The 24943-nt window shown below is 65.4% G+C and carries 18 protein-coding genes and 1 tRNA gene; 14 read left to right on the top strand and 5 right to left on the bottom strand.

What is annotated here, in order from left to right; translation table 11 throughout:
- Window positions 1-7: 7 nt before the first annotated feature.
- The 3 genes from ABIB14_RS12290 to ABIB14_RS12280 form a co-directional block, all read right to left on the bottom strand.
- Window positions 8-1177, bottom strand: coding sequence for a DUF1972 domain-containing protein (locus ABIB14_RS12290; protein ID WP_354236206.1), 1170 nt, complete (start codon window positions 1175-1177; stop codon window positions 8-10).
- Window positions 1178-1515: 338 nt separating this feature from the next.
- Window positions 1516-1974 (bottom strand): FAD synthase family protein, encoded by a 459-nt coding sequence (locus ABIB14_RS12285; RefSeq protein ID WP_354236161.1) that lies wholly within the window; start codon window positions 1972-1974, stop codon window positions 1516-1518.
- 9 nt (window positions 1975-1983) lie between these two features.
- Window positions 1984-3498, bottom strand: a complete 1515-nt coding sequence (locus tag ABIB14_RS12280; RefSeq protein ID WP_354236205.1) for a sugar transferase — start codon at window positions 3496-3498, stop codon at window positions 1984-1986.
- A gap of 560 nt (window positions 3499-4058) precedes the next feature.
- Here ABIB14_RS12280 and ABIB14_RS12275 point away from each other — a divergent pair.
- From ABIB14_RS12275 to ABIB14_RS12255, 5 genes are all read left to right on the top strand, one after another.
- Window positions 4059-4132 (top strand) — tRNA-Gly (locus ABIB14_RS12275).
- Between the two features lie 103 nt (window positions 4133-4235).
- Window positions 4236-4385, top strand: coding sequence for a hypothetical protein (locus ABIB14_RS12270; RefSeq protein WP_354236160.1), 150 nt, complete (start codon window positions 4236-4238; stop codon window positions 4383-4385).
- Window positions 4382-5542, top strand: a complete 1161-nt coding sequence (locus ABIB14_RS12265; protein ID WP_354236159.1) for a N(5)-(carboxyethyl)ornithine synthase — start codon at window positions 4382-4384, stop codon at window positions 5540-5542. The genes ABIB14_RS12270 and ABIB14_RS12265 overlap by 4 nt, the downstream gene beginning before the upstream one ends.
- 175 nt (window positions 5543-5717) lie before the next feature.
- Window positions 5718-7112 carry an IS1380 family transposase gene (locus ABIB14_RS12260; protein WP_354236158.1) on the top strand — a complete coding sequence of 465 codons (1395 nt, stop codon included), beginning with the start codon at window positions 5718-5720 and terminating at the stop codon, window positions 7110-7112.
- A 374-nt stretch (window positions 7113-7486) separates the two neighbouring features.
- A complete protein-coding gene (locus ABIB14_RS12255) occupies window positions 7487-7840 on the top strand; it encodes a hypothetical protein (RefSeq protein WP_354236157.1) in 354 nt (117 codons plus the stop codon).
- A gap of 47 nt (window positions 7841-7887) precedes the next feature.
- Here the strand turns inward: ABIB14_RS12255 and ABIB14_RS12250 are convergent, their stop codons facing one another.
- Together ABIB14_RS12250 and ABIB14_RS12245 are read right to left on the bottom strand one after the other, a co-directional pair.
- Window positions 7888-11445, bottom strand: coding sequence for a bifunctional proline dehydrogenase/L-glutamate gamma-semialdehyde dehydrogenase (locus tag ABIB14_RS12250; RefSeq protein ID WP_354236156.1), 3558 nt, complete (start codon window positions 11443-11445; stop codon window positions 7888-7890).
- Between the two features lie 273 nt (window positions 11446-11718).
- Window positions 11719-13182 carry an amino acid permease gene (locus tag ABIB14_RS12245; RefSeq protein ID WP_354236155.1) on the bottom strand — a complete coding sequence of 488 codons (1464 nt, stop codon included), beginning with the start codon at window positions 13180-13182 and terminating at the stop codon, window positions 11719-11721.
- A 142-nt stretch (window positions 13183-13324) separates the two neighbouring features.
- Between ABIB14_RS12245 and ABIB14_RS12240 the strand changes: the two genes are divergently transcribed.
- The 9 genes from ABIB14_RS12240 to ABIB14_RS12200 all read left to right on the top strand — a co-directional run bounded on the left by ABIB14_RS12240 (window position 13325) and on the right by ABIB14_RS12200 (window position 24942).
- Window positions 13325-14233, top strand: a complete 909-nt coding sequence (locus ABIB14_RS12240; protein WP_354236154.1) for a LysR substrate-binding domain-containing protein — start codon at window positions 13325-13327, stop codon at window positions 14231-14233.
- Window positions 14234-14301: 68 nt separating this feature from the next.
- Entirely contained in the window at window positions 14302-14730 is a 429-nt protein-coding gene (gene panD / locus ABIB14_RS12235) for an aspartate 1-decarboxylase (RefSeq protein ID WP_354236153.1), read from the top strand.
- A 310-nt stretch (window positions 14731-15040) separates the two neighbouring features.
- Window positions 15041-16105: a GmrSD restriction endonuclease domain-containing protein gene (locus ABIB14_RS12230; protein ID WP_354236152.1), complete on the top strand. Its 1065-nt coding sequence runs from the start codon at window positions 15041-15043 to the stop codon at window positions 16103-16105.
- A gap of 348 nt (window positions 16106-16453) precedes the next feature.
- Complete coding sequence (locus ABIB14_RS12225; protein WP_354236151.1) at window positions 16454-17776, top strand: ABC transporter substrate-binding protein; 1323 nt, start codon at window positions 16454-16456, stop codon at window positions 17774-17776.
- A gap of 44 nt (window positions 17777-17820) precedes the next feature.
- Window positions 17821-18774, top strand: a complete 954-nt coding sequence (locus ABIB14_RS12220) for a carbohydrate ABC transporter permease (protein ID WP_354236150.1) — start codon at window positions 17821-17823, stop codon at window positions 18772-18774.
- Window positions 18771-19751 carry a carbohydrate ABC transporter permease gene (locus tag ABIB14_RS12215; protein WP_354236149.1) on the top strand — a complete coding sequence of 327 codons (981 nt, stop codon included), beginning with the start codon at window positions 18771-18773 and terminating at the stop codon, window positions 19749-19751. Before ABIB14_RS12220 ends, ABIB14_RS12215 begins: the two co-directional genes overlap by 4 nt.
- A 2-nt stretch (window positions 19752-19753) precedes the next feature.
- Entirely contained in the window at window positions 19754-21823 is a 2070-nt protein-coding gene (locus ABIB14_RS12210) for a beta-galactosidase (RefSeq protein ID WP_354236148.1), read from the top strand.
- A 9-nt stretch (window positions 21824-21832) separates the two neighbouring features.
- The gene (locus ABIB14_RS12205; RefSeq protein ID WP_354236147.1) at window positions 21833-22630 is read left to right on the top strand and encodes a DeoR/GlpR family DNA-binding transcription regulator; all 798 of its coding nucleotides are present in this window, start codon (window positions 21833-21835) and stop codon (window positions 22628-22630) included.
- Window positions 22631-22680: 50 nt separating this feature from the next.
- Entirely contained in the window at window positions 22681-24942 is a 2262-nt protein-coding gene (locus ABIB14_RS12200) for an alpha-galactosidase (RefSeq protein ID WP_502909657.1), read from the top strand.
- The last annotated feature ends 1 nt before the right edge of the window (window position 24943 follow it).

Below are 24943 nucleotides of genomic sequence, written 5' to 3'. Positions count from 1 at the left end.
CGCCCTCTCACCGCGCCACCTGCTGCCCGGACCCACGCCAGGGACGCAGTGCGGCGTCCTGGTGCACGCGTCGACCGTTCGCGGTGCGTTTGAAAATGCCGGCCGCCAGACCTTGACACAACGTTTCGTACCCGTCTGTGACCTTTTCCCAATCGTAAAGCGCGGCCCTGGTTTGTGCTTCCCGTCCGCGCCCGGCCGTCGCCGCAGAGCCACCCTCGGCATCGGCGACCAGCGCGGCAACCTGCGCCGGGGTGCTGAAGTACAGGCCGGCATCGCCCAGTACTTCGCGGTTGAAATTGACGTCGAAGGCATTCGTCGCGGCTCCTGCCCCGATCGCCCGAAGTAAGGACGGGTTGGTGCCCCCTACTGAATGGCCGTGCCAGTAGACCGCAGTATTCCCGTAGAGTTGGTCCAGCAATTCCTGATCCCAGACTCCCCCCAGGAAACGTACGCGCTGATCGCCCAAGCGACGGATTTGCCCGGTGTAGGTGTCTGAATAGGGCGCCGAACCGACGACGACGAGCGGCAGCTTGGCGTCGCTGGCCGTGAATCCCTTGACGATCGTATGTACGTGGTTTTCGGGCTCGAACCGCGCGACCACCAGATGGTATTTCTGCGGCTCCAGTCGAAGCTCGGCCAAGCGGTTGGACCGTCCTCTTGGAAGAATCGGGGCGCCGTACGTGATCAGCTGGGTCTCGGCGGCAAACTCCGTCCGGTAATACTCCTGAATGCCGGCTGCGTCTGCGATTAGCGCGTCCGACCACCGGACCGCCAGGGCTTCGGCGATCCTGTAAAACTTCTTTCCGCTGGGACCCCATTTGGCCCTCTTCCATTCAAGGCCATCTACATGGGTCGCGACCGGCACGCCGGCCGCGCGGATGACTGGCAGCCACAGAGAGTTGGCGGCGTTGAAGACGATTGCCGCATCGAACCCGGCTCCGACTGCGTGCGCCGCGGACAACCCGGTGTGACTAAGCGTTTCCAAGGTGCGACGCCGCCATGCTGGAAGGTGTACTAGTTCCATGCCCAGATGCGACGCAGGGCGCGGGTGATCCTCGCGGGCGCTGCGGCAATATACTACAACCCGGTGACCGTTCGCTGCGAGCCTGCTGCCCACTTCCTCGACGCATGTCTCAAAGCCGCCGTATTGAGCGGGTACGCCACGCGTGCCGATCATGGCAATCTTCAGGGCTGTCTCGGGAGCCGGTCGCGCTTTGAAATTTCTGGTCTTCACCGCGCCTCCTCACCGGGCGCAGCGCCGCATCGACTCCCGGCCTTCTGCAAAATTTTGAGATGGCCGATGACGCCTCGGTCTATCGTTTGCGCCGCATATCCGACACTCATGTTCATTCCCCCTTGTTGTTCCTGATGTGAGAAATTTTGCGTTGTGGCCTACCCCCACCGGTGTGCGGGCACCCTACCCCCGCGAACTTTGTACCGTTGCTGCGCGGGACGGTGCTGCGGAGGAAGATCGTGCTGTCCCGGGGGCTGTCGAGGTGTTTGCTGAAGTGGCCACTACGGCAAACTCTGTAGGGCTGCCCTCTCCTGCGGTCTGGAATTAAGGAGTTCCAAGCTCCTCCGGAGGTGAGTGCTGGAGGTGTGCATGGTGTACGGGAAATAGACGACATCCACACCCACAGCGGCAAACTCCCGTTCAAGGGCGCGCCCTTTTGGGGTGTCCCTCCAGTCGTCCCCTTTGAAGACGATGTCGAAGGGATGGCGGCGCCAGGTGTCGATCTTGTGTGGAAGGGTCTCTGCTATCGCCTCGTCGACGCATCGGATGTGCCGGACGATTTCCAACCGCTCCGCCAGAGGAATCACCGGCGGGTTGCCCTTTGTCGCAACCAGAAGTTCATCCGAAACGACACCGGCGATCAGGAAATCACAGTGCGCCTTCGCGTGGCGCAGCAGGTTAAGGTGGCCGACATGGAATAGATCAAAGGCACCGGCCGCGTAGCCAATTCGAGTGGTCAAGGTTTCTCCTCAGAACGCGCCGGCCGGGCTGCGAAGGGCTCTGAAAGTCCTCCACAGGATGATCAGGTCCCCGGTCAGCGACCAGTTCTCCACGTAATAGAGATCCAGGCGGATGCTCTCCTCCCACGGGAGGGTGGAGCGGCCATTGATCTGCCACAATCCCGTGATGCCAGGCTTGATGAGTAATCTTCGATTGGTGAATTTTTCGTAGCGCTCCACTTCCGTGGGCAGGGGTGGCCGGGGGCCGACTAGGCTCATCTCGCCTGTCAGCACATTCCAGAACTGCGGAAGCTCGTCCAGTGAGTACTTGCGCATCCAGCGCCCGCATCCGGTCACCCGCGGATCATCCCGGATCTTGAAAAGCGGGCCGGCACCTTCGTTGCGCTCCTGAAGCGACGCCAATTCGATTTCAGCAGTCTGAACCATCGAGCGGAACTTAAGCATGTAGAAGGGCATCCCATTCCTGCCCGCCCGCAACTGCCGGAAGATGATGGGACCGCGGCTGTCCCGTTTGACGATGATGGCCAGAACCAACATCACCGGTGACAAGACCAGCAACGCGAGGGAGGAGGCGACGATGTCCACGGCCCGTTTCAAAACGTGCTTGCCGCCTGCGTATTGGGGCAGCTCTACGTGCACGAGGGGCAACCCGTCAACCGGACGCCAGTGAATTCGGGGACCTGCAACGTTGGTGAGGCTTGAGGCTAGGACGAGTTCGGTGCCAGTAGCCTCCAGCTTCCACCCCAGCTCCCGGATGTATTTGCTGCCACCTGGCACCGGCCCGGCGACGATGACGGCTTCCGCTCCGGCCACCTCCACCATCCGCGAGATGTCGGCCAGGGTGGACACAACCGGGATCCGGTACCAAGGGGGCCGAAGTTCCATGGTCTTGTCCAGGGTTGGCAGAGCCACCCCGGAAGTCTGATAGCCGGCCATTGGGTTCTTCTCGATCTGGTTGATCACATATTCAACGTCAGCGGCCTCGCCGATTACGATCACCCGGGAAAGGTACTCGCCCGCGATCCGCTTCCGGTTTAGCCACTTACGCCACAGCCAGCGGTCTGCTGTGAGAAGGAGCAGGCCGAGCGGCAACGCGATAGCAAAGTACCCACGCACCACGTCAAACCGGACGAAGACCATCGCGATCGCCAGCGCCCCGAACAGTTTAAGGGTGGCCTGGGCCACACGCTTGTACTCGGCGCCGCCTACACCAAACGTCCGGCTGTCGCGGGTTGGATAGATCTCCAGCACGGCGATCCAGGCCACGAGAAGCAGTGTGGAGAGCACCAAGTATCTCGCCTCGAAGTCCTCGGCGGCGGATGTTGATGCATCGGCGCTGAACCGGAACACGTACGCCAAAGCCACTGCAACCAGGACGGCTGCCGAATCCGTGATGCGAAGGCTATTAGCGAACTTCCGCCAGGTCTGGCTGCCGGCCTTCCTCGGAGCGGGGATATCAATCGGCGATTCGTCGTCCCAAACGGAATGCTGGGGCCGAGCGAAGATGTGCGCACGTTCGCGCATCCGGACGGTAGCCGTCAACTTCGTTGCCGCGTGGAGTGGGCGGCGTTGCTTGAGTTCGCTCATGGTCGCGACCACGGGGGGCTGGCAGGTTCCGTTTCTCGGTGAAAGGTCGGGTCGACTTGCCTAGAGAGGGATGCTAACCGGCGAAGTCCATCCGTGAGCAATAACGGATGGACAGCCCTTAGCGCCTGATGAAACATTGGGAGACCTTCTAGCGACTAGATCGGCTGTGGTCTCCCCAAGTAAAATAGCTGCCTTATGACGGCACACGAGTGTGCCCTACTTCTTCTGCATTTGACGACTACTCGCCGATCACCCGGATCTGAGACGAAACTACCTGTTCATCCGTCCGCGTCTTCGCCCCGGCGCTGGACGGCTAACAACGCGCGGGCCGCGGAGCCAGCATCGCCCGGCCCGGCCTGCGAAACGCCCGAGTGGCTCAAGGAGCGTCCCAACCGCTGGCAGGGCCCGGTGTTGCTGTTCTGGGAATTCCCCCGGCTGGGGTAAGGTGAATCTCGTTGTTCCGCGGGACTTCGTCCAGGATTCTGGACAGTCCCACTGCGGCTGTAGCTCAATGGTAGAGCGCTAGCTTCCCAAGCTTGATACGCGGGTTCGATTCCCGTCAGCCGCTCCATGGCGTCCCCCGCTGGCCACGCACCACCAGGCCGGGGACGGTTAGGTGGCTACCTGTAGGGTCAGGAGTCAGGAACCTCTTCGGTTCCGCTACAGGAGCGATCATGGCTGACAAATCCCCTCGTCAAGCAGCATCCAAGAAATCCGGCAAGTCCATCAAGGAAAAACGCGCGGACAAGAGGGCAGGCACAACGCCGCCCAGCTCCCTGGACAAGGTGACGGCCGCCAAGACGGCGAGCCCCAAAAAGAAGTGACCGGTTCCTCGAACCATCTCATCCTCGGAGTCCTCGCCACGACGCGAAAGCCGGACGAGCGCCGGCTTCCCATCCACCCCCGCCACGTTGAACGCATCGCCCCGGAGCTCAGGCAGCGACTGATCCTGGAAGAGGGCTACGGTGAACGCTTCGGCGTCACGGACGCCCACCTGGCAGGGCTCGTGGGCCGGATCGCGCCGCGGGCCCGGCTCCTGGCCGACGCCGACATCGTCCTGTTGCCCAAGCCGCAGCCCGCCGACCTGGCCGAACTCCGCGACGGGCAGGTCCTCTGGGGCTGGCCGCACTGCGTCCAGGACAGGGAGATCACCCAGCTGGCCATCGATAAGAAGCTCACGCTCATCGCTTTCGAGGCAATGAACCATTGGGCCAGCGACGGCGGCTTCGGCCTGCACGTCTTCCACAAAAACAACGAACTGGCCGGCTATTGCTCTGTGCTGCATGCCTTGGCCCTCACGGGTACCACCGGCGACTACGGCCGCCGGCTGAGCGCCGTGGTGATCGGCTTCGGCGCCACCGCCCGCGGAGCCGTGACGGCCCTCAACGCACACGGCGTCCACGACGTGCAGGTGCTGACCAACCGCGGCGTCGCCGCGGTGGGGTCACCGATCCACTCGGTGCGGATCGCACAATTCGACCACGACGACGTGGCGCCGTTCCTCAGCGAAGTCATCACCGAACGGGGCCGGGTGCCGCTGGCACCCTTCCTCGCGGAGAGCGACATCGTGGTCAACTGCACCCTGCAGGATCCGAACGCACCACTGACCTACCTGCGCACCGAGGATCTGGGTGCTTTCCGGCCCGGCAGCCTGATCGTGGATGTGTCCTGCGACGAGGGCATGGGTTTCAGTTGGGCGAAGAGCACCACCTTTCCCGAGCCCATTTTCACGGTGGGCGACCACATCGACTACTACGCGGTGGACCACAGCCCGTCCTACCTCTGGGACTCCGCCACCTGGGAGATCAGCGAGGCATTGCTGCCCTTCCTGGAACCGGTACTTTCCGGGCCCGCGGGCTGGTCCGGAAACGAGACAATCAGCCGCGCGATAGAAATCCGCGACGGCGTGGTGCTTAACCCGGGCATCCTGGAGTTCCAGCACCGTCAGCCGGCCTACCCGCATCTGCCCCAGTCCGGCTAGCGTATTCCGGCGCGCAATCCGGCACTTCCACTTGCCGGCGGGACCCGGTACCTAGCCTCGAGATTTCATCGGGGGTGTTACCGGGCCGCGTAATTAAAGCCTGAAGGGTGCCCTGACGTGGGAAAATGTAGTTACCACACAACATTTTTCATGACACATCAGGAGCACCCCGCAGGTGAGTTACCTTACCGGATTTTATCCGTCTGTCCGTGTTGATTCTTCCGGGGACGGGGTGGTGTCTCAGGCTGGCGGTGTGGTCCTGACCTCGATGGTGAAGGTCGCTGGTCTGGGTGCTGGTTTGTCGGAGGCTTTAGAGCCGTGGCGCAAACCCTTTGCCACGCACGACCCGGGCAAAATCCTTACCGATCTGGCCCTGTCATTGGCCACGGGCGGCGACAGCGTCTCTGACATTGACCGGCTCCGCAACCAGCCCGAGGTCTACGGGCTCGTTGCCTCGGATCCAACCATCAGCCGGCTGTTCAAGATCCTGGCAACGGTAAAGCCTGCCAAAGCGCTGGCGGCCATCAACGGCGCCCGCGCCAAGGCTCGGGCCCACGTGTGGGCGCAGGCCGGGAAGGACTCGCCCCTGCACGGGGTGAGCGCGGAGAACCCGCTGATCATCGACCTCGACGCTTCCCTCCTGAATTCCCATTCAGAGAAGGAAGACGCCCGTCCAACCTGGAAGAAAGGATTCGGATTCCACCCACTGTGTTCCTTCCTTGACCACGGCCTGCTGGGGACCGGGGAACCCTTGGTGACCTTGCTGCGGCCCGGAAATGCCGGTTCCAACACGGTTGCCGAACACATCCAGGTCGTCAAAGACTCTGTCAAACAACTCCCCACGGGGTACCGGTCGGGGCGGAAAATCATGATCCGCACGGATTCCGCCGGCGGCACCCACGGCTTCCTGGACTGGCTGACCGCCAAACACCGCAACTTCTCCTACTCGGTCGGGTTCCCTATCCATGGAGCCGTCGCCAAGGTCCTGCCATTGGTCCCCAAAACCGGGTGGACGAAAGCATATGACAGTGACGGGGTCGAGCGTGACGGCGCCTGGGTCGCGGACATCACCGGCATGCTGGACCTCTCCTCGTGGCCTGCCGGGATGCGTGTCATCGTCCGCAAGGAAGTCCCGCACGCCGGGGCCCAGTTGCGGATCACCGACATCGACGGACACCGCTACACGGCCATCGCCACCAACCAAACCAAAGGCCAGCTGGCCGTCTTGGAGGTCCGCCACCGGCTCCGGGCGCGCTGCGAGGACAGGATCCGCAACGCCAAAGACACCGGCCTGGCCAACCTGCCCTTCCACGCCTTTACCGGCAATGAACTCTGGTGCCACGTGGTCATGCTCGCCGCTGAGATCATGGCCTGGACCCAAATGATCGCTTTCACAGGTACGAAGGCCAGGCGTTGGGAGCCGAAGAAACTCCGGGCCAGGCTGTTCGAAATCGGCGGCAAGCTTGCCAGCCATGCCCGCCAAATAACCCTGCACCTCGCCGCGACAGCACCGGAGGTAAAGCTGCTGCTCAAAGGGCTGGAACGACTCCTGGCGCTGAGCCCGCCATAGGCGCAGCCGCCATCGGTCCGCACTCACTCAGAAACAAAAACAGCATCACCGTGACCGGGGTGGAACCGTCACCGACAGCCGCCATCAGGCCAGCGGTCAAAATGTCACACCCAAATGCCACCATGGCAACCGTCAGGCAGCCAGTAAGCCCTGACCCACTGAAAACGGCGCCTCATGAAAGATCGAGGCTAGGCGAAGTACTTGCCTGGACGATCGGTACCGACCCATTGAAGCCCGGGGGTACTTGCCCTATCCTGACAGTTGCAGGTCAAACAGAGGCCCGCTCCAACGATTCGACAAATCGAACGACGCCGCTCGAGGCCGCCGGACGGCATAGGCGGCAGGGTGCGGCAAGCGTTCGGGATAGGCCAGCAATGACGCCAGCCACCAATAGTCCCCACCCCACAGTGCGGACCGGCCGACCGGCCGCCGCCGGACGCCCGCTGTCCACAACGGCAAACCCTGACGGCGGGCCGCATACCGGGCTCGGCCGCCGACACCCGCACGTCCACGCCACCCGGAGCGACGACCACATCGGCATCCCTTACTGCGAGCGATGCGGGAGCGACGAATTCGTGTACCTGGAGACGTTCGTTCCCGCCAAGCACCACCGCGACGGAAGGGTCAACAAGCTGGGCGAGGTGACCTACTTCTGCTCGGGATGCGAGGACTATTCCGCACACGCCGTTCCCGCATCCTGGGTGCCGCCCGGCTGGTATCTCGGCTGACGGCTGCCCCCACCCTGCGGGGACAGCGCTGCATAAATCAGCGCTGCCTAGATCAATCCGTTCGAGAGGTGGTTGGCGGTGCCGAAGCGGTGCGCCGTGATGCTGACGGCCTGCTCGTGCAGGAACGGCAACAACTCGATGCGCCCGGCTTCCGTGACCGGATGGCAGTAAACGGCCAGGTCCGGGCGGCCGCCGGTGGCCTCGGCCAACGCCTTCATGTCCCCGCCGATCAGGCGGAACCGTGGTACCGGCAGCTGTGCTGCAGCGGCGAGCCGGCCTGCGGAAGCCAGCCATTCGGCGTCGTTCTCCACCGCCATACCGATCCCCAGCCCTGAAAGTACAGCACGCAACCGGGCGGGCAGTTCGACGGCGCTGGACACCTCGAGTTCCGAACCCGCCTGCACACCGGCGGCAACGACCCGGACCAGCTCTCCGAGGGGCTTGCCTTCAGAGAGCCGCACCGTGACCGGCAGCGGGCGGTAGCGGAAGACGTTGCGTTCGGCGCCCAGTCCGGAAACGTCCCTGGCGGTACCGAACTCCTCGGCCCAGGCCCGGGCATCGGAGGCCAGCGAGCGATGCAGGGTTGCAAGATCCTCGGCGGTCAGGAAGCCCTTGGCCGCGTCCTCGATCCGGCGCACACCGGAGTGCAGCACCGCCCGGCCTGCACCGGTCTCGGCAGCGGCGCTGGGCTTGCTGGCCCATTCGCCGAGCCCCGCGAGGTAGTTGGGGCCACCGGCCTTGCTACCGGCGCCAACTGCTGACTTTTTCCAGCCGCCGAAGGGCTGGCGCTGCACGATGGCACCGGTGATGCCGCGGTTGACGTAGAGGTTCCCGGCCTGGACGGTGTTCAGCCAGAGCGCAAGTTCATCCGAGTTGAGCGAGTGCAGGCCGGAGGTCAATCCGTACTCGATTTGGTTCTGGATCGCGATGGCGTCCTCCAGTGTCTCGGCCGTCATGACGCCCAGAACCGGACCGAAGAACTCGGTGAGGTGGAAGTAGGATCCGCGGCGGACGCCGTAGCGAACACCCGGGCTCCACAGCCTGCCGGAGTCGTCCAGCTGCTTCGGCTCGACGGCCCAGCTCTCGCCCTCGCCGAGGGTGGTGAGCGCGGTCAGGAGCTTCCCGTTGGCGGGTTCGATGATCGGGCCCATCTGGCTGGCCGGGTCCTCGGGGTAGCCGACCTTGAGCGAGGTGACGGCGTCGATCAGCTGGTTGTGGAAGCGCTTGGACTTGGCCACCGAACCGACGAGGATCACCAGCGACGCGGCGGAGCACTTCTGGCCGGCGTGGCCGAAGGCGGAGTACGCGACGTCCTTCGCCGCAAGGTCAAGATCAGCGCTCGGGGTGACGATGATGGCGTTCTTGCCGCTGGTTTCGGCCAACAGCGGCAGGTCCTTACGGAAGGAACGGAACAATTCGGCCGTCTCGTAGCCGCCGGTCAGGATGACTCGGTCCACGGCCGGGTGGGAGATGAGCTGCCGCCCGAGCGCGCGCTCACCCAGCTGGACCATGGTGAGCACGTCGCGCGGCACACCGGCTTCCCAGAGGGCTTCGACCATGACGGCACCGCTTCGGCAGGCCTGCTTCGCGGGCTTGATCACGACGGCGGAGCCGGCGGCGAGCGCGGCGAGGGTGGAACCGGCCGGGATGGCGACCGGGAAGTTCCACGGCGGGGTCACGACGGTCAGCTTGGCCGGAAGGAAGGCGGCCCCGTCGACGTCGTCGAGCTTGCGGGCCGATTCGGCGTAGTAGTGCGCGAAGTCGACGGCCTCGCTGACCTCGGGATCGCCCTGGTCGATCGTCTTGCCGGTCTCGCTGGCCATGACCTCGAGGAGGTCGGCGCGGCGGGCCTCGAGGACGTCGCCGGCACGGTGCAGAATCACGGCGCGTTCGGCGCCCGAGAGTGCACCCCAGGCCTTGCCCCTCTCGATGGCGGTGTCGATGACCGCGTTCAGGGCCGCCTCGTCGCTGATGGTGGCGGCCTCGACAGCGGCGTTGCCCAGTGTGGAGGTGGCCACGCGACCAAGGATGGCACGGCCCCAGTCTCGGTTCGCCGGCAGCGACGGATCGGTGTCCGCGGTGTTCTCGAACGAATCCTGCGGCAATGCCGCGGCCGGGAGGGCGCGGTTCTGCCGGCGGTTCGGGGCCGGAACCTCGTCGTCGAGTTCGGCGAGGGAGGCGAGGAAGCGCCCCTTCTCACGCTCGAAGAGTGATCTGCTTTCTGGGGATTTCCCCCCGAGTTCGAAGACTGCGGACATGAAGTTGTCCTGACTGGCGCCCTCTTCGAGGCGGCGGATCAGGTACGCGATCGCGACGTCGAACTCGGCAGGGTGGACCACCGGGGTGTAGAGCAGCAGCGAGCCGACATCTTTCTTGACGGCTTCCGCCTGGCCCTGTGCCATGCCGAGCAGCATCTCGAACTCGATGCCGGATTCCACGCCGCGCTTTTTAGCCAGCAGCCAGGCGAAGGCAATATCGAAGAGGTTGTGGCCGGCCACGCCGATCCGGATATTGCGGATGCGGTCCGGGTGCAGCGAGTAGTTGACGACACGCTTGTAGTTGGTGTCCGAGTCCTGTTTGGTGTTCCAGGTGGCGAGCGGCCAGTCGTGCAGGGAGGCTTCCACCTGCTCCATCGGCAGGTTGGCACCCTTGACCACGCGGACCTTGATCGCGGCGCCGCCGCCGGCGCGGCGGTCCGCGGCCCAGTCCTGCAGGCGGATCATGGCGGACAGGGCATCCGGGAGGTAGGCCTGAAGCACGATGCCGGCCTCGAGGTTCTTGAACTCGGGCTTGTCCAGGATCCGGGTGAAGACCGCGACGGTCATGTCCAGGTCCTTGTATTCCTCCATGTCCAGGTTGATGAACTTCGCCTGCTGTCCGCCGCTGGCGAAGGAGGCGGCACGGGCGAAGAGCGGGGTGAGCTTCTCCACGACGTGCTCCACGGCCTCATCGAAGGCCCACGCGGAGTGCGGGGCCACCGTCGAGGAGACCTTGATCGAGACGTAGTCGACGTCGGGCCGGGACAGCAGCGTGTGGGTTCCCTCGAGCCGGCGGGTGGCCTCGTGCTCGCCCAGCACGGCCTCGCCGAGCAGGTTGACGTTGAGCTTGATGCCGTCCGTCCGGATCTTGGCGATGGCCGGGCCCAGTTTGGCGTCGGTGGCGTCGACGATCAGGTGGCCGACCATTTCGCGGAGCACCCGGCGGGCGACCGGGATGACCACCTGCGGCAGGACCGGGGCCATGGTGCCGCCGAAGCGGACGGCGCTGCGCATGTACCAGGGCAAAAACGCCGGGACCTTGGGGGCGAGTGCGGCGAGGTTGCGGGCGGCGACCTGCAGGTCTTCGGGACGGACGACGCCGTCGACGAACCCGACCGTGAAGTCGAGGCCGTTGGGGTCCTTCAGGACGCCGGCGAGCTGCTCGGCCGAGGCGTCGACGGGCACCCTGGCGGCTTCGGTGAGCCAGCGGCGCACCAGCGCGATGGTGTCCTCGGCCAGTGCGGCGGCCTCAAGGACCGGGGAGCCTTCCGATACGGCTGCGCGGGTGGCTTCATTGCCGTTGGCGCTGCCGGCCTTCAGTCCGGATTCCGTTGACGTGTTGGTCATGGTGGCACTCGCTCTTTCTCAAAATGTGGACTGTTCTAGACATCAGTATGCGACCGGACTTTCATAAGATAAAGCGATGTTTTCTGAGCAATACTGATTAGAAAAATCGAACTTTCTTACCGGACGCTTCCCACTTCCTGCGCGTGTTCGGGCGTCCATCACTCAGCTTCGGCCGCGAACAACAAACGCACACGCTGAGGGCGCCGGGTAGTCGCCGCCGGATCCGAGGGAGCGTCCGGATCTCGGGCGTGGAACGTGAGGGAGCGTGGGGTGCTACCCGACGTCTCGCTGCATCTCGACGGCTTCTTCGTGCCGGGGACTGTCCGGGTTCATCAGGGAGTGCTTGCGGCCGTAGCCGAAGTAGATGGCCAGCCCGATGACCAGCCACACGACGAACCGGACCCACGTCTCCCAGTGCAGCTGAGTCATCAGGAACGCCGAGGCCAGCATGCCGAAGAGCGGAACCACCGGCATAAACGGCAGCCGGAAGGTGCGCGGGGCGTCGGGCTTCTTGTACCGGAAAATAATCACGGAGAGGCAGACAACGACGAAAGCGGCCAGGATGCCGATGTTCGTCAGGTCCGCGACGGCCTTGATCGGGAAGATGCCTGCCAGCACCGCCGAGGCCACACCCGCGATCCACGTGACGCGCTGCGGGGTGCCGTGGCGGTCGGTCTTGGCAAACCAACCCGGAAGCAGCCCGTCCCGGCTCATCGAGAACCAGACGCGCGTGACGCCGAGCAAGAAGGTCAGCATCACGGTCAAAATGGACAACACGGCAAAGACGGAAATGATCGTGGCAATCACGGGCAGGCCCACGCCGTTGAACGCGGAGGCGAAGCCGGCCTTGGGGTCGATGTCCTTATAGTTCTGCATGCCGGTGAGAACCAGCGTGGCGGCGACGTACAGCAGCATGGCGACGATCAGGGACATGATGATCGCCTTCGGCATGTGTTTCTTGCCGTCCGTCGCCTCCTCGGCAGCTGTGCTCATGGCGTCGTAGCCGAACACCGCGAAGAACACCGTGGCGGAGCCGGCCAGTACGGGGCCAAAGCCGCTGGGCATGAACGGGTTGTAATTGTTGGTGTTGATGTAGAAGATGCCCAGCCCGATGATGAAAAGGATCAGGACCACCTTGATGGCGACGGCCACCAGCTCGAAGCGCCCGAAGGTCTTGGTGCCGCGGGAGAGGATCCAGGTCACGAGCAGGCAGACAAAAATGGCGGGGACATTGGCGACGCCGCCGGTCCCCTCATCGAACGTCGAGGTCATCCAGGCGGGCATGTGAAGGCCGATACCGGCAAGGAAGGCGTCGAAGTAGCCGGAAATGCCGATGGCCACCACCGCCACGATCGCTATGTATTCCAACAGCAGGTCCCAGCCGATGAACCAGCCGATGACCTCGCCCAGCGCCACATACCCGTAGGTGTAGGCCGAACCGGCCCGGGGAATCATGCCGGCGAATTCGGCGTAGGACAGGGCCGCAGCCGCTGACGCCAGGCCCGCGATCAGAAACGAGACCAGCACAGCGGGGCCGACGCCGGGTTCGCCCTTGCTGCCGTGGGCCACCAGGCCTGCCAGCGAGAAGATGCCAACGCCAATAATGCCGCCGACGCCGATGGCTGTCAGCTGCCACAGACCCAGGCTCTTGAACAGGCCGCTGTGCTTGTTCTCTTCCTCAATGTCATCGATGGGCTTGCGCCGCATGATCGATCTGGTCAAATCTCTGGTGCTCATCGGGGTCTCCTGCGTAGGGGTTTCACCCATCAATCCGCCCTGTGATGGGGGTTACTCGGTGAGAACAGTATGCGAGCCTGATTCCATTAGATAAAGTGACTTCTCCTAATCATTAACCATTAGAATTCACAAAGGAATATTGATGCTCGATGTCCGGCGGTTGCGCCTGCTGCGCGAACTCAAGATCCGTGGCACGCTTGCCGAAGTCGCCGAAGCGCTGCAGTACAGCCCGTCGTCGGTCTCGCAGCAACTGGCGCTGTTGGAGAAGGAAGCCGGCGTCGAACTCCTGCGGAAAACCGGCCGCCGGGTGCAGCTCACTCCGCAGGCCGAAGTATTGGTGGCCCACACCGCCCAACTGCTCGAAACCCTGGAGCAGGCGGAGGCCGATCTCGCGGCCTCGCTGACCACTGTGACCGGGACGGTGCGGATCGCCGTCTTCCAGTCTGCGGCGTTGGCGCTGATGCCCGATGCCCTGACCCGGATGTCCGCCAGCTACCCCGAGGTCCGGGTCGAAATGATCCAGCGGGAACCCGAAACGGCCCTCCACGAAACCTGGGCACGGGACTTCGATCTGGTCGTTGCCGAACAGTATCCGGGCCACGCTGCACCCCGCTACGCCGAGTTGGACCGGATCCGCCTGACCGGCGACGCGATCAGGCTGGCGGTCCCGCCGTCGTCACCGGGCCGCCCTGCCATCAACTCACTCGCCGACACCGCGGGCCTGCCCTGGGTAATGGAGCCCCGCGGCGCGGCCTCCCGGCACTGGGCCGAGCAGGCCTGCCGGAGCGCCGGGTTTGAACCGGATGTCCGCTTTGAGACTGCCGACCTTCAGGCGCAGATCCGGCTGATCGAATCAGGCAATGCGGTGGCGCTGCTGCCTAACCTGGTGTGGACCGGCCGGGGCACCACTGCCCGGTTGCTTGAGCTCCCGGGCAATCCGCACCGCACAGTCTTTACGTCCGTGCGCCGCTCCAGCGCCAAACGCCCGGCCATCCTTGCGGCCCGCGAAATTCTTGCCGAGACCGCAGCGTCCATCGCGCCGGCCGCCTAACCCGTATCCCCGCCCGTGTTTGATGGCTCACAGCGGACCGGCGGCCCCAGCGCTAAACTGGTGCTGTTATGAACAGAACAATCTTCAAGTCCAAAATTCACCGCGCCACGGTCACCCACGCGGACCTTCACTACGTCGGCTCGGTCACCGTGGACCTGGACCTCCTCGAGGCCGCCGATATCCTTCCCGGCGAACTCGTCGCGATCGTTGACGTCACCAACGGGGCCCGGCTCGAGACCTACACCATCGCCGGCGAGCGTGGTTCCGGTGTCATCGGCATCAACGGAGCGGCAGCGCACCTGATGCACGTGAACGACCTCGTCATTCTGATCACCTACGCCCAGATGACCACGGAAGAAGCCAACGCCTACACCCCCAAGGTGGTCCATGTGGACGTGGACAACAAGGTGGTCCAAATCGGCAACGATCCCGCCGAGGGCCACACGGCCGGTCTCCTGCGCCCGCCGTACGCGCTGAACAACGCCACGTTGAACTAACCGGCCGGGTGCCCCCAGGCCCACGGCGCAGAACATCTTTCGGGTGGCCAACCGGTACCGGGTCCCCGCTCCTCGTCTGGGGACTGTCGCTACGGAACACCGGCGCGGCACTGACCCGGATCCGGGGACACCGCCGGTAGGCTGAAACAGGCCGAAGGCGGCAGGGAATTACGCACGGATTTTGGGGGAACGATTGCGCAGGGTTATTTCAGGCAGGCTTATTTCAGTCAGCGTTGAGGCAGGCAGCGTTGGGGCAGGCAGGCGTGATCTAACCAGCGCCCTATTGGTAGTTGCCCGGCGCCCTGGCGTTGTGGACTGGATCGCCTGCGGTGCCGCCGGGTTGCTGCTGGTCTCGTCCACCGCCTGCGCGGGCCCCACCCCCGCCGCCGCCAACCCCGCCGTCGAACCGGCCTCTTCGAGCACCTCGGCCACGCCCTCCGTCGCCCCCTCGTCCACGCCGACCGCCATGACCGACGCTGGTGCCCCGCTTGATCCGGACACCACCGCCGTTCCCAACGTGGCCGGGGCCTCGGCGCCGCGTCAGCAGCCGGCCTACGCCAGCAAGGCGCTGGACGTGCTGGCAACCCTCCCGGTCAAGGGCAGGGCGCCCAAGACCGGATATTCCCGCGACCAGTTCGGCCAGGCCTGGGCCGACGTCGACCGCAACGGCTGCGATACCCGCAACGACGTGCTCCGACGCGACCTTACGGCGGTAACCCTCGAGGCCGGGACCCGGGACTGCGTTGTGCTCTCCGGCGCCCTGAATGACCCATATACCGCGAAGCCCATCAACTTCGTTCGCGGAACCAGCACCAGCACCGCGGTCCAGATCGACCACGTCGTGGCGCTCAGCGATGCCTGGCAGAAGGGCGCACAGCAGCTGAGCCCGGCCCAGCGCCTTGCCTTCGCCAACGATCCGCTGAACCTCCTGGCGGTTGACGGCCCCGCTAACACGCAGAAGAGCGACGGCGACGCCGCCACCTGGCTGCCGCCGAACAAGTCCTACCGCTGCGCCTACGTAGCACGGCAGATCTCGGTCAAGGCAAGTTACGCGCTCTGGGTCAGCCAGGCGGAGCACGACGCCATGGCCAGGATCCTGGGTGACTGCCCGGGCGCCTTGGCCCCCACCAGCGAGCAGCCGCCCGCACCGGCTCCGGCCCCGGCGGTCGCGGCCGCCCCGGACGCAGCCGCACCTCCAGCCCCGGTGGCGCCGGCACCCGCGCCGGCTCCAGTTCCGGTCGCACCGGCCCCGGCCGCGGTGTACTACGCAAACTGCACTGCCGTGCGGGCCGCGGGCGCGGCCCCGATCCGGCGGGGACAGCCCGGTTACAGCAGCAAACTGGACCGCGACGGCGACGGAATCGCCTGCGAATAGATTCACCGCCGCACGGGTGCCCGGTGGCCGCGGGGCGCGGGGGGCTTCATCGGCTGCGCCATGTGCCGTCCCGGCAACCAGTCCGTGAGTGAGTCCACCGCCGCACGGGTGCCGGCGGACCATTCCCGGCGCGCGAGCAGCACGCCGGTAATACCCCTGGCCCGCCCGGCCAGTCCTACTGAGTGAGAAGCGCCCCTCCCGAGCAACCTGCGGGCGTCGGCCCCTGCATGCGGTCTGCGACGGCAGTTAAATGTTCTTTTTTGCCTCTTGACGTTCCTTATTGTGCGATTATGATAGATAATTATGTGAGTTGCTTCACACTATCCGCGCTGTTTCAAAGGAGAAATCATGACCATACACGAAGACGCGCTGCGCCGGGCCTCCAGCCAGGGCGGGTGGGACCGAAGGACGCTGCTGAAGACATTTGGTGCCGGCGCCGTCGCCATGGCCGGCGTTCCTTTGCTGGCAGGGTGCACGGGTGGGAGTGGCCCCGCGGCCAGCGGCGGCGGCAGCAAGTCGCTCTCTTTCGGATCGGGTTCGTCGGATGAAGTCCCGAAGGCCGCCTACAAGGCCGTCACAGATGCATTCACGAAAAAATCCGGCGCCACGGTCACCACCAACGTGGTTCCGCACAACGACTTCCAGAACAAGATCAACACCTACCTCCAGGGCAGCCCGGACGATACCTTCACCTGGTTCGCCGGCTACCGCATGCAGTACTACGCCGGAAAGGGCCTGCTCGCTCCGATCGACGACGTCTGGGAGAAAATCGGCGGCAATTATTCCGAGGCCATGAAGAAGGCCTCCACGGGCGCCGACGGCAAGATGTACTTCGTCCCGAACTACAACTACCCCTGGGGATTCTTCTACCGGAAGAGCCTGTGGGCCGAGAAGGGCTACGAGGTTCCCACCACCTTCGATGCACTGACCGCGCTGGCCAAGAAAATGCAGGGCGACGGCCTCATCCCGATCGAGTTCGCCGACAAGGACGGCTGGCCGGCGATGGGAACCTTCGACTACCTGAACATGCGCCTCAACGGCTACCAGTTCCACATGGACCTCACGGCACACAAGGAATCCTGGGACCAGAAGAAGGTCAGCGATGTCTTTGACACCTGGAAAGCACTCCTGCCCTTCCAGAACCCCAACGCCCTTGGCATGACCTGGCAGGACTCCGCGAAAAACCTCGGCGCGAAGAAGTCCGGCATGTACCTGCTCGGCTCTTTCCTCACCCAGCAGTACACGGACAAGGACGTCGCCGCTGACATCGATTTCTTCCCGTTCCCGGAGCTGGCGATGGAGGGCCGGGACGCCGTCGAGGCACCGATCGACGGGCTCTTGCTGTCCAAGAAGGGCGGGCAGAACCAGACCGCGAAGGACTTCCTGGCCTACCTCGGCACGCCCGAGGGACAGGACGTGTACGCCTCCGTCGACAGCTCAAACATTGCCGCCGCCAAGGGCGCCGATACGTCGAAGTTCTCGCCCCTGAGCAAGAAGATGGCCGACGTCATCGCCAACGCCAAGAACATCAGCCAGTTCTTTGACCGGGATGCGCTGCCGGCAATGGCGAACAACGTCATGATCCCGGCACTGCAGTCCTTCATCAAGGACGGCAACGTGGACGTCAAGAACCTGGAAGCCCAGGCCAAGTCGCTCTACGCCGCCCAGTAGCGGTCACTCGGCCACCACGATCCGGCACTAAGGAATATGTTCTAGTGAGTACACCATCCAATACGAGCCCCGCCCGGGCGCGGCGAACAGCCGGCGCCCCGGCGGGGCGGGTCCGGCGGCTCACCCGCCGCGACAAGTGGGTCCTGGGCCTTATGGTGGGCCTGCCCACCCTCATCCAGCTGGTGCTGGTCTGGATCCCGACGCTGCTGTCGGCAGCCCTGTCCTTTACCCGGTGGAATGGCCTGAGCCTGGACGATATTAAACCGACAGGGCTCAGCAACTATGAGTTCATCGCCCAGAATTACCCTCCGTTCTGGCCTGCCGTGCAACACAACGTGCTCTGGCTGGTGTTCCTCGCTCTCATCGCGACGCCGCTGGGGCTGCTGCTGGCCATCCTTTTGGACCAGAACATCCGCGGCAGCAAGATCTACCAGAGCATCTTTTTCACTCCCGTGATGCTTTCGCTGGCACTCATCGGCGTTATCTGGCAGCTCTTTTACAACCGCGACAGCGGGCTCCTGAACTTCCTGCTCGGCACCGCCGGGACCCCGCAGGCCATTGACTGGTTCGGCGATTCCAGCGTCAACATCTGGGCTGCGCTCATCGCAGCGACGTGGCGGCACGCAGGCTACGTCATGATCCTCTACCTGGCCGGGCTCAAGGGCGTGGACCCCACCCTTCGCGAAGCCGCGCAGATCGACGGCGCCAACGCGGTGCAGACCTTCTTCCGGGTCATCTTCCCGGCCATGCGTCCGGTCAACGTCATCATCATCGTCATCACCGTGATCGAGTCCCTCCGGGCATTCGACATCGTGTACGTGATCAACCGCGGCACCAACGGCCTGGAACTCATCAGCGCCCTGGTCATCCAAAACCTGGTCGGCGAGGGTCAGGTGATCGGCGTCGGATCGGCGCTGGCCGTCATCCTCCTTGTCATTTCCCTGGTCCCCATCACGTTCTACCTGTCCAGGGCTTTCGGAAAGGACAAAGAGGCATGAGCATCGCACAGCCTACGGACGCGGCCGCGGCGAGCGGCCCGGCGGGCGGTTCGACGGCCGGTTCGACGACCGGGCGGCGCCCCCGCCCGGGATCCGGCCAGCCGGTGAGCAACAACCCCGGCAGGCACGGCAGGCGCCACTACGGCATCCACATCTTCCTCACGGTGCTTGCCATAATGTGGCTCATTCCCCTGGTCTGGACCATTTTCACCGCCCTGCGCCCCAAAGCGGACACGGACAAGTACGGCTACTTCAGCTTCGGCGGGTCCTTCAACTTCGACAACTTCAGCCAGGCATGGACCCAGGGCGGCTTCGCCCAATACGCCTGGAACTCCGCCCTGATCACCATCCCGTCCGTCATTCTCGTGCTCTTCTTCGCATCGATGATGGCGTTCGCCGTGAGCCGGGTCAGCTGGAAGTTCAACGTCACGCTCCTGATCATGTTCACCGCGGGGAACCTTCTCCCGCCGCAGGTCCTCGCCGCGCCGCTGTTCGAAATGTTCAAGCTGCTGCCGCTGCCGTACAGCGTCAGCGATTCCGGGAGCCTGCTCAATACCTACATCAGCGTGATCGCCGTCGACACCGCCTTCCAGATCGGCTTCGTGACCTTCGTCCTGTCGAACTACATGAAGGCTCTCTCCCCCGAGCTCACCGAGGCCGCATTGGTTGACGGGGCAGGCATCTGGCGCCAGTACTGGGACATCATCCTGCCGCTGTGCCGCCCTGCACTGGCCGCCATGGGCACCCTCGAAGTCATCTTCGTCTACAACGACTTCTTCTGGCCGCTGCTCTTCCTGCAAAGCGGCGACCGCCTTCCGCTCACGACGGCTGTCAACAACCTCCAGGGCCAGTTCCTCTCCAACTACAACCTCATCGCAGCCGGCGCGATGATCACGGCGATTCCCGCCCTGGTGATCTACCTCGCGCTCCAGCGACACTTCGTGGCAGGCCTGACTCTCGGCTCCAGCAAAGGATAATTGTGGACACCAATACCGACAACGCCGGCATGGACTACATCACGGCCCGCCTCGCCACGGAGGGCTCCCCGGCGCTGGCCTTCGGCGGGGACTACAACCCGGAGCAGTGGCCCGAGGAGACCTGGGACGAGGACGTCCGGCTGATGCGCGAGGCCGGTGTGAACCTGGTCAGCGTCGGCATCTTCAGCTGGTCCCTGCTCGAGCCGTCCGAGGGCGTCTACGACTTCGGTTGGCTGGACAGGATCCTGGACCTGCTGCACGCCAACGGCATCCGCGTTGACCTAGCGAACGCCACGGCCTCACCGCCGCCCTGGTTCAGTCACAAGTATCCCCAGTCCCTTCCGGTGACGGCCGACGGCGTCCGCCACAGCTACGGTTCACGGCAGGCTTTCGCCGCCTCCAGCCCCGACTACCGCCGGGCCGCCGCCGCGCTGACCGAGCAGATCGCCGCCCGCTACAAGGACCATCCCGCCGTCGTCATGTGGCACATCCACAACGAGTACGGCTGCCACAACCAGCCCGACTTCTCCGACGGCGCCGCCGCCGGTTTCCGGCGCTGGCTCGAACGCCGGTACGGCGGCCTGGAGGACCTCAACGCCGCGTGGGGAACCGCCTTCTGGTCCCAGCGCTACTCGGCCTGGGACGAGATCCTGCCGCCGCGGACGTCCGGAACCTGGGTCAACCCGACCCAGCAACTGGACTTCGCTCGCTACTCCTCCGACGAGCTCCTCGAATGCTATAAGGCCGAGGCCGCGATCATCCGCTCACATTCGGGGCACCCCGTGACCACCAACTTCATGGGCTTCAACATGGGCCTGCACCAGCCGGTGGACTACTGGCGCTGGTCCGAGGAGATGGACGTGGTCTCCAATGACCACTATTTAATCTCCGAGGACCCGCGGAACTTCCAGGAGCTTGCAGCCACCGCGGACCTCACCCGCGGCTGGGCCAACGGCAAGCCGTGGCTGCTCATGGAACATTCCACCTCGGCCGTGAACTGGCAGCCCCGCAACATCGCCAAGGCGCCCGGCGAGATGCTGCGCAATTCCCTGCAGCACGTGGCCCGCGGTGCCGACGGCGCGCTGTTCTTCCAATGGCGGGCCTCGAGGGCGGGCGCCGAGAAGTTCCACTCCGGGATGCTGCCGCATGCCGGCACGGACACCAAGGTCTGGCGTGAGGTGGTCCAGCTGGGCCGGGCGCTCCGCAGCCTCGCGGAAGTCAGCGGCTCGGTGGTGACCGGCGCCTCCGGCCGGGTGGACGTCGCCATCCTGCACGACACCGACGCCCGCTGGGGATCGGAGCTGGATTCCCACCCGAGCATCGACTCCTCCAACATCGCCGAGACCCGGCGCTGGCATGATGCGTTTTACCGGGCGGGTATCCCTACGGACTTCCGCCGGAGCACCGACGACCTCTCCGGCTACCGGCTCGTCGTTGCCCCGATGCAGTACCTGCTCAGCGATGCCGGCGTCGCAAATCTGGCCGGCTACGCGCAATCCGGAGGGCACCTCGTGGTGAGCTATTTCTCCGGTATCGTGGACGAAAATGACCACATCAGGCTTGGCAGCTACCCCGGCGCGTTCAGCAAACTCCTGGGCGTGCAGATGGAAGAGTTCTTCCCGCTGCGCGCCGGAGAATCTGTCCGGCTCAGCAGTTTTGGCACCGGTACGTGCTGGCAGGAACTCGGGAAGGCCGCGGGTGCCGAAGTTCTCGCGGCCGTTACCGAGGGGCCTGCCGCCGGTTCCCCTGCTGTGACCCGACACCGCACCGGCAGCGGCCGTGCCTATTACGTCGCCACCTCTCTGGCGCCGGCCGGCATGGCCGAATTGCTCGACGTCGTATGCTCCGACTCGGCCGTGCAGCCCCTCCTCACCGGTCTTCCCGCCGACGTCGAGGTCGCACGGCGCAGTAAGAACGGCACCGACTGGACGTTCTTCATCAACCATGGAGCCGGGGAGGCCCGGCTGGACGTCAACGGCGTCGACCTCCTCAGCGGGGACGATACCGGCGGCGCCCTCACCCTGGCGGCCGGCGGGGTCGCCGTCGTCCGGTCCCAAACCTCAATCCACTAAGGACACCAAATGCTCGCCGCAGCCCGCCACTCAGCCATCCTCGCGGAGGTTCAACGTGAACGGATCGTCCGCGTCGCGGACCTTGCCCGGATGCTCGGCGTCTCCCTCATGACCGTGCGGCGGGACATCGATGCCCTCGACTCGGCCGGCGCCCTGGAGAAGATCCACGGCGGCGCCAAACTTCCCGGCGGCGCCAGCACCCACGAACCCGGCTTCGAGCTGAAAGTGACACAGCTTAAGGAAGAAAAATTGGCGATCGCGCAGGAGGCCGCCGCCCAGGTGCGCGAGGGAATGGCGGTGGGACTCAGCGCCGGCACCACCACCTGGGCGCTGGCCCAACTGCTCGCCGCCGGCCCCAGGATCACGGCCGTGACCAACTCGGTGCGGATCGCTGATGTGTTCCACCAGAGTTCGTCCCCGTCCACCGTGATCCTGACCGGCGGCGAGCGCACGCCCTCCGACGCGCTGGTCGGCCCACTGGCCACGTCCGCCCTCAAACAGCTGCATCTGGACGTGCTGTTCCTGGGCGTCCACGGCGTCGACCCCGACGCCGGCTTTACCACCCCGAACGTGCTGGAGGCCGAAACCGACCGGGCGTTCGTGGCGGCGGCCCGCCGGGTGGTGGTCCTGGCCGACCACACGAAGTGGGGAACGCTCGGCATCAGCACCATCGCCGACCTTGAAGATGCCGACGAACTCATCAGCGACGACCTATTGGGAGGCGAAGCCAGGCGCATCCTCAGCAAACGCGTCGGAAGACTCCGGCTGGCCCCGACCGGCAACGCACCCGGCGCCGTCGCCGGCTAACCACACCGGCCCCAACCACCCCATCCGCCCTGACAACGCCTGGAGCTGCCGTGAACGACCCGGACCTGAATCTTGCCCCGGAAACCCGGGCCGCAGGAACTGCCACGCCCCCGGCTCCGCTGTATCTGCGGCGCTCGGGGACCGCGCTGCTCATCGACTTCAGCACCGGCGAACCGGCGTTGTTGCACTTCGGAGCCGATCTCGGCCCCGAACTCCCGGACCTGACTATGCTGCGTGACCCGGTGCCTCACTCCGCCTTGGATGTTCCGGTGATCCTGGGCCTGATCCCGCAGGCCTCCTCCGGCTGGCGCGGGCGTCCCGGGCTCCGAGGTCACCGCAACGGCCGGGCGTTCTCGTCCCGGCTCCGGCTGGTGTCCGCCGCAGCTGCCGCGGATGATGCCGGATCCGCCGTCATCAGCCAGACCGACCCCCACGCCGGCATCACAGTCCGCACCGAGATCCGGCTCAACGACGGCGGCCTGCTGCAGCTGCGGCACATCCTGGCGAACGACGGACCGGAGGACTACACCGTCGAGGAGCTGGCCGCGGTGCTGCCGGTGGGCCGCGCGGCCGTGGAAGTCCTGGACCTGACCGGACGCTGGTGCCGGGAGTCCCACCCCCAGCGTCTCCCGCTGCAGCAGGGCACCTGGGTCCGCTCGGGCCGGCACGGCCGCACCGGCCACGATTCCTCACTCCTGCTGGCCGCCGGCACCGCCGGGTTCGGGTACCGCCACGGACAGGTGTGGGCCGTCCACCTGGGCTGGAGCGGCAACCACGAAAGCTTCGTTGACACGGCCGGCGACGGCCGGACCGTCATCGGCGCGACCGAGCTGCTCGGATCCGCGGAGATCACCCTGGCGCCGAATGCCCGCTACGAGACCCCGTGGCTTTTTGCCGCCTATTCCGCAGCCGGCCTGGACGGCATCAGCGAAGCCTTCTACGCCTGGTTCCGCGGACGGCCGCACCACCCCGGCGCGGAATCGGGTAAACCCCGCCCGGTGGTCCTGAACGTCTGGGAGGCAGTCTATTTCGACCACCGGCTTCCGGCCTTGCTGGAGCTGGCCGAGTCCGCCGCCAACCTGGGCGTCGAACGCTACGTGCTCGACGACGGCTGGTTCCGTGGCCGGCGCAATGACACCGCGGGCCTCGGCGACTGGTATGTCGACGAGCAGCTCTGGCCCGGCGGCCTGGCGCCGCTGATCGACGCGGTAACCGGCCACGGCATGGAGTTTGGTCTGTGGGTGGAACCTGAGATGATCAACGAGGACTCGGACCTCGCCCGCGCGCACCCGGACTGGATTGCCGGGCCGGCGCCACGCTCCCCGGCCGGAACCGCCGGCACCGCCGGCCGGCTGCCGGAACGGTGGCGGCACCAGCAGGTCCTCGACCTCGTCAACCCCGATGCCTGGCAGTACATCTTCGACCGGCTCGATGCGCTCCTCCGGGAAAACCGGATCAGCTACCTCAAGTGGGACCAGAACCGGGACCTGACCGAGATGGGCCACAACGGCCAGCCTTCGGTCCACGCCCAGACCCGGGCTGTCTACCGGCTCCTGGACAAACTACGCAGCGCCCACCCCGGAGTCGAGATCGAAAGCTGCTCTTCCGGGGGCGCCCGTGTTGACCTCGGCATCCTGGAACGCACGGACCGGGTCTGGGGCTCGGATTGCAACGACGCGCTGGAGCGGCAGACCATCCAGCGGTGGACCGGAATGGTGGTGCCGCCGGAACTCGTCGGGTCGCACATCGGGCCCACCACAAGCCACACCACAGCGCGCACCCACGACCTCTCGTTCCGGGCGATCACCGCGATGTTCGGCCATTTCGGCCTCGAATGGGATGTCCGGCAACTCGACGGCGCCGAGCGCCGGGAGCTTGCCCAGGCGGTCGCGCTGTTCAAGCAGTACCGTCCGTTGCTGCACAGCGGGCGGATGGTGCGGGCCGACGAACCCGATCCGGGGCTGCGGCTGCACGGTGTCATCTCCCACGACGGCAGCGAAGCCCTGTATGCACTGGTGTCCGTGTCGACCTCGTTCGCCGAAGTCCCCGGACGGGTCAGCCTGCCCGGCCTGCAGTCCGAGGACCGTTACCGGGTGGAGGCCGTCTACCCGGCACCCAACGACGCACGGGCCTTCATGCAGGCCGTTCCGCCGCCCTGGCTGGCCGACGGCGTCGAGGCCACCGGCCGCTTCCTGGCGGCCTCCGGCCTGCCAATGCCGGTCCTCAACCCCGAGCACGGCGTGCTCCTGGCCGTCCGCCGCGTGGACGAAACCGATGCCGCCCACAGCGGCCACCCCGTAAGGAACTCCTAGC

Origin of the sequence: Arthrobacter sp. UYEF3 (assembly GCF_040546245.1) — a bacterium.
Classification (GTDB): Bacteria; Actinomycetota; Actinomycetes; order Actinomycetales; family Micrococcaceae; genus Arthrobacter.
Note: the sequence above shows the minus strand (reverse complement) of the source record. Positions and strands in the feature narration are given on the sequence as shown.

Coding starts and splice junctions, on each gene's coding strand:
- ABIB14_RS12205 (WP_354236147.1), top strand. CDS start 21,833: ATGCTCGCCGCAGCCCGCCACTCAGCCATCCTCGCGGAGGTTCAACGT.
- panD (WP_354236153.1), top strand. CDS start 14,302: ATGAACAGAACAATCTTCAAGTCCAAAATTCACCGCGCCACGGTCACC.
- ABIB14_RS12290 (WP_354236206.1), bottom strand. CDS start 1,177: ATGATCGGCACGCGTGGCGTACCCGCTCAATACGGCGGCTTTGAGACA.
- ABIB14_RS12270 (WP_354236160.1), top strand. CDS start 4,236: ATGGCTGACAAATCCCCTCGTCAAGCAGCATCCAAGAAATCCGGCAAG.
- ABIB14_RS12250 (WP_354236156.1), bottom strand. CDS start 11,445: ATGACCAACACGTCAACGGAATCCGGACTGAAGGCCGGCAGCGCCAAC.
- ABIB14_RS12225 (WP_354236151.1), top strand. CDS start 16,454: ATGACCATACACGAAGACGCGCTGCGCCGGGCCTCCAGCCAGGGCGGG.
- ABIB14_RS12280 (WP_354236205.1), bottom strand. CDS start 3,498: ATGCGCGAACGTGCGCACATCTTCGCTCGGCCCCAGCATTCCGTTTGG.
- ABIB14_RS12215 (WP_354236149.1), top strand. CDS start 18,771: ATGAGCATCGCACAGCCTACGGACGCGGCCGCGGCGAGCGGCCCGGCG.
- ABIB14_RS12240 (WP_354236154.1), top strand. CDS start 13,325: ATGCTCGATGTCCGGCGGTTGCGCCTGCTGCGCGAACTCAAGATCCGT.
- ABIB14_RS12255 (WP_354236157.1), top strand. CDS start 7,487: ATGACGCCAGCCACCAATAGTCCCCACCCCACAGTGCGGACCGGCCGA.
- ABIB14_RS12245 (WP_354236155.1), bottom strand. CDS start 13,182: ATGAGCACCAGAGATTTGACCAGATCGATCATGCGGCGCAAGCCCATC.